The sequence below is a fragment of the Sphingomonas sp. PvP056 genome, from assembly GCF_040549155.1.
In the GTDB taxonomy this organism is placed as follows: Bacteria; Pseudomonadota; Alphaproteobacteria; order Sphingomonadales; family Sphingomonadaceae; genus Sphingomonas.
In genome coordinates, this window is record NZ_JBEPST010000002.1 from 716,793 (window position 1) to 723,894 (window position 7,102).

General features: G+C 65.3%; 7 protein-coding genes. 4 read left to right on the top strand and 3 right to left on the bottom strand.

Going from position 1 to position 7,102, the window contains the following annotated elements; genetic code table 11:
• The 3 genes from ABIC17_RS07565 to ABIC17_RS07575 are packed head-to-tail and all read right to left on the bottom strand — an operon-like array spanning position 1 to position 1,489.
• Entirely contained in the window at positions 1 to 951 is a 951-nt protein-coding gene (locus ABIC17_RS07565; protein WP_354280539.1) for an aldo/keto reductase, read from the bottom strand.
• Positions 948 to 1,160, bottom strand: a complete 213-nt coding sequence (locus tag ABIC17_RS07570; protein WP_354280541.1) for a hypothetical protein — start codon at positions 1,158 to 1,160, stop codon at positions 948 to 950. Before ABIC17_RS07570 ends, ABIC17_RS07565 begins: the two co-directional genes overlap by 4 nt.
• A complete protein-coding gene (locus ABIC17_RS07575) occupies positions 1,157 to 1,489 on the bottom strand; it encodes a hypothetical protein (RefSeq protein ID WP_354280543.1) in 333 nt (110 codons plus the stop codon). The genes ABIC17_RS07570 and ABIC17_RS07575 overlap by 4 nt, the downstream gene beginning before the upstream one ends.
• 172 nt (positions 1,490 to 1,661) lie before the next feature.
• Between ABIC17_RS07575 and ABIC17_RS07580 the strand changes: the two genes are divergently transcribed.
• The 4 genes from ABIC17_RS07580 to ABIC17_RS07595 all read left to right on the top strand — a co-directional run.
• Positions 1,662 to 2,630, top strand: coding sequence for an ArsR/SmtB family transcription factor (locus tag ABIC17_RS07580; RefSeq protein ID WP_354280545.1), 969 nt, complete (start codon positions 1,662 to 1,664; stop codon positions 2,628 to 2,630).
• The gene (metF, locus tag ABIC17_RS07585) at positions 2,627 to 3,565 is read left to right on the top strand and encodes a methylenetetrahydrofolate reductase [NAD(P)H] (protein ID WP_354280547.1); all 939 of its coding nucleotides are present in this window, start codon (positions 2,627 to 2,629) and stop codon (positions 3,563 to 3,565) included. The genes ABIC17_RS07580 and metF overlap by 4 nt, the downstream gene beginning before the upstream one ends.
• 132 nt (positions 3,566 to 3,697) lie before the next feature.
• Positions 3,698 to 4,744 (top strand): homocysteine S-methyltransferase family protein, encoded by a 1,047-nt coding sequence (locus tag ABIC17_RS07590; protein ID WP_354280549.1) that lies wholly within the window; start codon positions 3,698 to 3,700, stop codon positions 4,742 to 4,744.
• A 147-nt stretch (positions 4,745 to 4,891) separates the two neighbouring features.
• Positions 4,892 to 7,102, top strand: a 2,211-nt coding sequence (locus ABIC17_RS07595) for a dihydropteroate synthase (protein WP_354280551.1), incomplete at its 3' end; no start/stop codon positions are given.

Genomic DNA, 7,102 nt, shown 5'->3' on the forward strand with positions numbered 1-7,102 from the left:
TCAGGCGCCCGCGACCGTCAGCCGGTCCAGTTGCTCGGTGGTCAGCGTCAGGCTCATCGCGCCCAGCAGGTCCTCGACCTGCTCCACCGAAGTAGCGCTCGCGATGGGCGCGGTAACGGCTGGCTGCTCCTTGAGCCACGCCAGTGCGATCTGTGCGAGGCTCGCACCCGTTTCCTCGGCGATCGAGTCCATCGCGGCAAGCACGGCGGGGCCATTGCCGTCGAGGGTTTCCTGCATCCGCCCGCCGCGGACGCTCTTGCTGAAATCGTCTGCATTCCGGTATTTTCCGGTCAGGAAACCGGACGCGAGGCCATAATATGGCACCACGCCGATGTTGTTTTCGACACAAAACGACTGCAATTCGCCCTCGAATTTGTGGCGGCTGACCAGATTATATTCCGGCTGCAGCACATGATACCGCGGCAAATCCATCTCCCGCGCGACGTCGTTCGCCGATTTCAGCCGCTTGGCATGGAAGTTCGACGCCCCTAACGCCCTGATCTTGCCCGCATCCACAAGCTTCCCGAACGCCGCCAGCACCTCCTCCTGCGGCACCGACTCATCGTCCTGATGCGCGAAATACAGATCGATCGTCTCCACCCCAAGCCGCCGCAGCGAAGCATCGCAAGCCGCCGCGATCCGCGCTGGCGCCAGCTTTTCGCCACCGTCGCCGGGTAACATGCCGACTTTGCTGGCAATCTGGACCTGGTCGCGCTTGCCACTGTGCTTGAGCCACGCGCCGATCACGCTTTCCGATTCCCCACCGCTGTGCCCCGGTACCCAGGCAGAATAGGCGTCGGCGGTGTCGATCATAGTGCCGCCGCCCGCGACAAAGGCGTCAAGCACCGCGAAACTAGTGGTCTGGTCCGCGGTCCAGCCGAAGACGTTGCCGCCCAGGACGAGCGGCGCGATACGGAGGTCGGTGGCGCCGAGGCGGCGGTGTTCGGTCATTGCGGCTTGGCTCCAGGCTCTTCTTCGGTGCCGCCCTCATCGTCGGGGACGATCTCGGCGGCGTTCATGTCGGCGCTATTCTCGTCCAGCGAGACGGCAGCGGCATTGGACGCAAGATCCTCACTTGCTGCCGTATTGCCACCGCTGGGCGTGCCGCTCGAGCACGCCGCGAGCAGCGCCGCCACCAGCAGGACGCCCCAGCGGATCAATTGTCGATCTCGTTGCCGATGTCACGGGCGGCTTCGCCGGCGCGATCGGCCGCGCGATCTGCCTTGTCGCCGATACGCTGGGCCGCACGGTCGGCGTCTTCGTTCAACCGGCCTGCCTTCGCGTCCACCGTATCCCCGAAATTGTCCATCCGGGATTCAGCCGCGCCAAGCGCTGCGTCCGTGTCGTCCCGCGCCTTGCGCGCGGTCTCGTTTACGTCGCCGGCGATCGAGTTTGCTGCGGTGCTGGCGTCGTTTTGCGCCTTTTCGCTGCAGGCTGACATGCCCGTCGCGGCGATCGCGAGGATCGGCAGGAGGATCGATTTGGTCATAAGAACTCCCGTGAAACAGACGTGGAAGGTATCGAAGGGGTCTAACCCGCGCAATCGCCCAAAGGTCCGTGCACAAGACGACCGGATCGGATGACGCGATACGTTGCGAAAGTCGCACAGAGCGGTGTCGGTCGTTGACCTCATATAAAGATATCTTTATATCCCGTCGACGATGACCATCGCCCTCGACATCTTCCGCGCTCTTGCGGACGCGACCCGGCTGCGGATCGTGGCGTTGCTGCGATCGATGGAGCTGTCCGTCGGCGAACTTGCGCAAGTGCTCGGGCAGAGCCAGCCGCGCGTCTCGCGGCACGTCAAGATCCTGTGCGACGCGGGGCTGGCAGAACGGCGGAAAGAAGGCAGTTGGGTGTTTGTCGCGCTCGGGGAAGGCGCGACGGTCGGACCGGTGCTGGCGGCGCTCGACCAATGGGCGGCGTTGTCGCCCGATCACTGGGCGGTCGCGGATGCGGCGCGGCTTGCGGCGGTGCGCGCGGATCGTGCAGCGTCGGCGGCGAGCTGGTTCGAGGCCAATGCGGGGCAGTGGGACGCGATCCGGTCGCTGCATATCGCGGAGAGCGAAGTCGAGGCGGCGATCTCCGCCGTGCTGGGCGACGCCGCGATCGGGCAGCTGATCGACATCGGGACGGGCACCGGACGGATGCTCGAACTGTTTGCCGGGCGCGCCGATCAGGCGCTCGGGATCGATCGATCGTCCGAAATGCTGCGGCTCGCGCGCGCCAAACTGTCCGAGCGCGGATTGACCAATACCGAGTTGCGGCAAGCGGACCTGTACGCCTTGCCGCTTGGTGATGGCGCGGCGGACGTCGCGATTGTGCATCACGTGCTGCATTTCGCACAGCAGCCGGGGGCTGCCATTGCGGAGGCAGCAAGGGTGCTGACGGTCGGCGGGCGGTTGCTGATCGCGGATTTCGCGGCGCACGACCGCGAGGAATTGCGCACGCAGGACGGGCACACCCGGCTTGGCTTTGCCGACGAGCAGATGGCGACGTGGTTCGCCGCTGCCGGTCTGGTGCCGGCGCGGATCGAGACGCTGCAGGGCGGCGAACTGACGGTGAAATTGTGGCTCGCGCGCAAGCGCGGTGCAGAGCGTTCCGGAATACGAGAGGCGATGGCGGCATGACGATTTCGGTAAACCAGCTCGAGGAAGCACGGCGCGCGCTCGAAGCGCCTTTGTTCGCGGATCTGGCGGGCGATGCGGCGGTGTCGTTCGAATTCTTCCCGCCCAAGACCGAGAAGATGGAAGAGGCGCTATGGGAGACTGTGCGCACGCTCGAACCCTTCGCGCCCGAGTTCGTCTCGGTGACGTACGGCGCTGGCGGGACGACGCGCGACCGGACGCACGCCACCGTCGCGCGGATCGAGCGCGAGACAAGCATGCCGGCGGCGGCGCATCTGACCTGCGTCGAGGCGTCGCGCGGCGAGATCGACGAGATCGCCGAGCAGTACTGGGCGGCGGGCGTTCGGCATATCGTGGCACTTCGCGGGGATGCGCCGGGGGCGGGGGGTTTTGTCCCGCATGCCGATGGCTATACCAATGCGGCGGATCTGGTGGCGGGGCTCAAGCGGCTCCATCCGTTCGAGATTTCGGTCGCGGCCTATCCCGAATGCCATCCGGATTCGCAGGGCCACAGCGACGATCTCGACAATCTCAAGCGCAAGCTCGATGCGGGCGCGACGCGCGGGATCACGCAATTCTTCTTCGAACCCGAGACCTTCTTCCGGTTTCGCGATCGTGCGGCGGCGGCGGGGATCGATGCGCCGATGGTGCCCGGGATCATGCCGGTTACCAATTTCCAGAGCATCGTGAAGATGTCCGCGATGTGCGGCACCGAAGTGCCGGCGTGGATGGGGCGTCTGTTCGAGGGGCTTGAGGATCATGCCGGCGCGCGCGGCCTGATCGCGGCGACGCTGGCGGCCGAGCTGTGCCGCAAGCTGTATGCGGGGGATGTGCGGAACTTCCATTTCTACACGCTCAACCGTGCCGAACTGAGCTTCGCGATCTGCCATTTGCTGGGCTTGCGGGCGAAGACCGCGGCGAAAGCGGCGGCGGCGTAATTTTCTTAGCCCCTCCCCCTCGGGGGAGGGGTTGGGGTGGGGCAGTGCAGCAGAACCCAGCTCTCTGCGAGGCACTTCCCCACCCCCAACCCCTCCCCTGAAGGGGAGGGGCTTAGATAGTGGACCTGTAGTATGACGATCCGTGAAACATTTCTTGCCGAGGCGGCCAAGCGCATCCTCATCACCGACGGCGCGTTCGGGACCGAGATCCAGAACTGGAAGCTGTCCGAAGCGGACTATGCCGGCGACCTGGGTCTCGCGAAGGACCAGAAGGGCAACAACGACATTCTAGCGCTGACCAAGCGCGAAGTGCCCGAAGCGATCCACCGCGCCTATTTCGAGGCAGGCGCGGACATCGCCGAGACCAACACCTTCTCGGCCAATCGCATCAGCCAGGCCGACTACGCCGCCGAGCATCTGGTGCGCGAAATCAACGTCGAGAGCGCGAAGCTCGCGCGCGCGCTGGCCGACGAATATCAGGCCAAGGACGGCCGCCCGCGCTTCGTCGCAGGCGCGATCGGGCCGACCAACAAGACGTTGTCGCTCAGCCCCGACGTCAACGATCCGGGCTTCCGCGAGATCGACTTCGATTATCTCAAGGGCGTCTACCGCGAGCAGACCGACGCGCTGATCGAGGGCGGGGCGGACTTCATCCTGGTCGAGACGGTGTTCGATACGCTCAATGCCAAGGCTGCGATCATGGCGGCGCTCGAGGCGGGCGAAGCCCTCGGGCGCGACGTGCCGATCATGCTGTCGATGACGCTGACCGATCTGTCCGGGCGCAACCTGTCTGGGCATACGGTCGAGGCGTTCTGGCATGCGGTGCGGCATGCCAAGCCGGTGACGATCGGGCTCAACTGCTCGTTCGGCGCGGAGCAGTTGCGCCCGCATGTGCGGACGCTTTCCGATATCTGCGATACGCTGATCATGGTCTATCCCAACGCCGGGCTGCCCAACGAACTCGGCGAATATGACGAAATGCCTGCGACGACCGCCGGGCTGGTCGGCGAGTGGGCGCAGGCGGGGCAGGTCAATGTGCTCGGCGGCTGCTGCGGATCGACGCCAGCGCACATCAAGGCGATTGCGGACGGGGTGCGCGGGCTGACGCCGCGCGCGCTGCCGGTGCCGCCGGTGGTGACGCGGCTTGCCGGGCTCGAGCCGATGACGATGGCGGCATGATCTTTTCTCCCTCTCCCCTCCGGGGAGAGGGTGCCGAGCGAAGCGAAGGCGGGAGAGGGCAGTCAACGGACGCCTGCTCCCGGTACTGCCCCTCTCCCCGACCCTCTCCCCGCAAGCGGGGAGAGGGAGAAGAAGAACGAAACCATTATGACCACCTCCACCGCCAATTTCGTCAACATCGGTGAGCGCACCAACGTCACCGGTTCGGCGCGCTTCAAGAAGCTCATCATGGCGGGGGATTATCCCGCCGCGGTCGAGGTCGCGCGGCAGCAGGTCGAGAGCGGCGCGCAGGTGCTCGACGTCAATATGGACGAAGGCCTGCTCGACGCCGAATATGCGATGGTCACCTTCCTCAAGCTGATCGCCGCGGAGCCCGACATCGCGCGCATCCCGTTCATGGTCGACAGCTCGAAATGGTCGGTGATCGAGGCTGGGCTCAAGTGCGTCAGCGGCAAGCCGATCGTCAATTCGATCAGCATGAAGGAAGGCGAGGAGCAGTTCCTCACGCAGGCCAGGAAGGTCATGCAGTATGGCGCGGCGGTCGTCGTGATGGCGTTCGACACGGTCGGACAGGCCGACACGCGGGCGCGCAAGCTCGAAATTTGTGGCCGCGCCTATGATCTGCTGATGGGGATCGGCTTTCCCCCTGAGGACATCATCTTCGATCCCAACATCTTCGCGGTCGCGACGGGGATCGAGGAGCATAACAATTACGCGGTCGACTTCATCGAGGCGTGTCGCGACATCAAGGCACGCTGCCCGCACGCGCATATCTCGGGCGGACTGTCGAACCTGTCGTTCAGCTTCCGCGGCAACGAGCCGGTGCGCCGCGCAATGCATTCGGTGTTCCTTTATTACGCGATCCCCGCCGGGCTCGACATGGCGATCGTCAACGCCGGGCAGCTCGACATCTATGACCAGATCGACCCCAAGCTGCGGCAGGCGTGCGAGGACGTCATCCTCAACAGCGATGAAGGCGCGACCGAGCGGCTGATCGCGCTCGCCGAGAGCTTCAAGGGCACCGATGCGGTGGCCGAGAAGGCGGCGGCGGAATGGCGCGGGCTGCCGGTCAACAAGCGGCTCGAATATGCGCTAGTCAAGGGCATCGACATGCATGTCGTCGAGGATACCGAGGAAGCGCGCCAGGCGATCTTCGACAAGGGCGGACGCCCGATCGAAGTGATCGAGGGGCCGCTGATGGACGGGATGAATGTCGTCGGCGACCTGTTCGGATCGGGTAAGATGTTCCTGCCGCAGGTCGTGAAATCGGCGCGCGTGATGAAGAAGGCGGTCGCGCATCTGCTCCCCTTCATCGAAGCGGCGAAGGAACCCGGCGCGCGTGGCAAGGGCAAGATCATCATGGCGACCGTCAAGGGCGACGTGCATGACATCGGCAAGAACATCGTCGGCGTGGTGCTCCAGTGCAACGGCTTCGACGTGGTCGACATGGGGGTGATGGTCCCGTGGTCGGATATCCTGAAGGCCGCGAACGAGAATGATGCGGACATGATCGGTCTGTCGGGGCTGATCACGCCGTCGCTCGACGAGATGGTGACGGTCGCCGAGGAAATGCAGCGGGCAGGGATGACGATGCCGCTGCTGATTGGTGGGGCTACGACGTCCAAGGTCCACACCGCTTTGCGGATCGCGCCGGCGTACAAGGGGCCGGTGGTGCATGTGCTCGACGCGAGCCGCGCGGTTGGCGTTGCGTCGACGCTCGTCAGCGACACGATCCGCGACGAGTTCGTGCAGAAGACGTCGGATGAATATGAGGCGGTGCGCGTGGCGCGCGCGAACAAGGGGCAGAGCGAGCTCGTCCCGATCGAAGTCGCGCGGGCGAACGGGTTCGTCGCCGATATGGCGTTGAAGCCTGCCGCGCCTTTGCAGCCGGGTGTGCATGTGTTCGACGACTGGGATCTGGCGGATCTGCGCGAGCTGATCGACTGGACGCCGTTCTTCCGCGCGTGGGAGCTGGCGGGGAATTACCCGGCGATCCTGGATGACGAGATCGTTGGGGAAAGCGCGCGGTCGCTGTTTGCCGATGCGCAGAAGATGCTCGACCAGATCATTGCGGAGAAGTGGCTGACGGCCAAGGGTGTGGCTGGGTTGTGGCCGTGCCGTAGGGAAGGGGATGATGTGGTGATTTCCGCTAAGCCCCTCCCCTTCAGGGGAGGGGTTGGGGGTGGGGCCGTGCCTGCTTCCGACGATGTGTCTGCTGGACTGGCCCCCCCCCAACCCACCCCCCCCCGGGGGGGGGGGGGGGGGGGTGGGGTGCCCGTCCCTAGCCCCCAGAAACCGAACCGCGAGGGGGCCGCGAACAAGTGCCAGAACCACATCAACCACCCCCCCCGCGCCAGG

Excerpts from the sequence above, each read along its gene's own strand:
- ABIC17_RS07580 (WP_354280545.1), top strand. The coding sequence starts at position 1,662 with ATGACCATCGCCCTCGACATCTTCCGCGCTCTTGCGGACGCGACCCGG.
- ABIC17_RS07590 (WP_354280549.1), top strand. The coding sequence starts at position 3,698 with ATGACGATCCGTGAAACATTTCTTGCCGAGGCGGCCAAGCGCATCCTC.
- ABIC17_RS07575 (WP_354280543.1), bottom strand. The coding sequence starts at position 1,489 with ATGACCAAATCGATCCTCCTGCCGATCCTCGCGATCGCCGCGACGGGC.
- ABIC17_RS07565 (WP_354280539.1), bottom strand. The coding sequence starts at position 951 with ATGACCGAACACCGCCGCCTCGGCGCCACCGACCTCCGTATCGCGCCG.
- metF (WP_354280547.1), top strand. The coding sequence starts at position 2,627 with ATGACGATTTCGGTAAACCAGCTCGAGGAAGCACGGCGCGCGCTCGAA.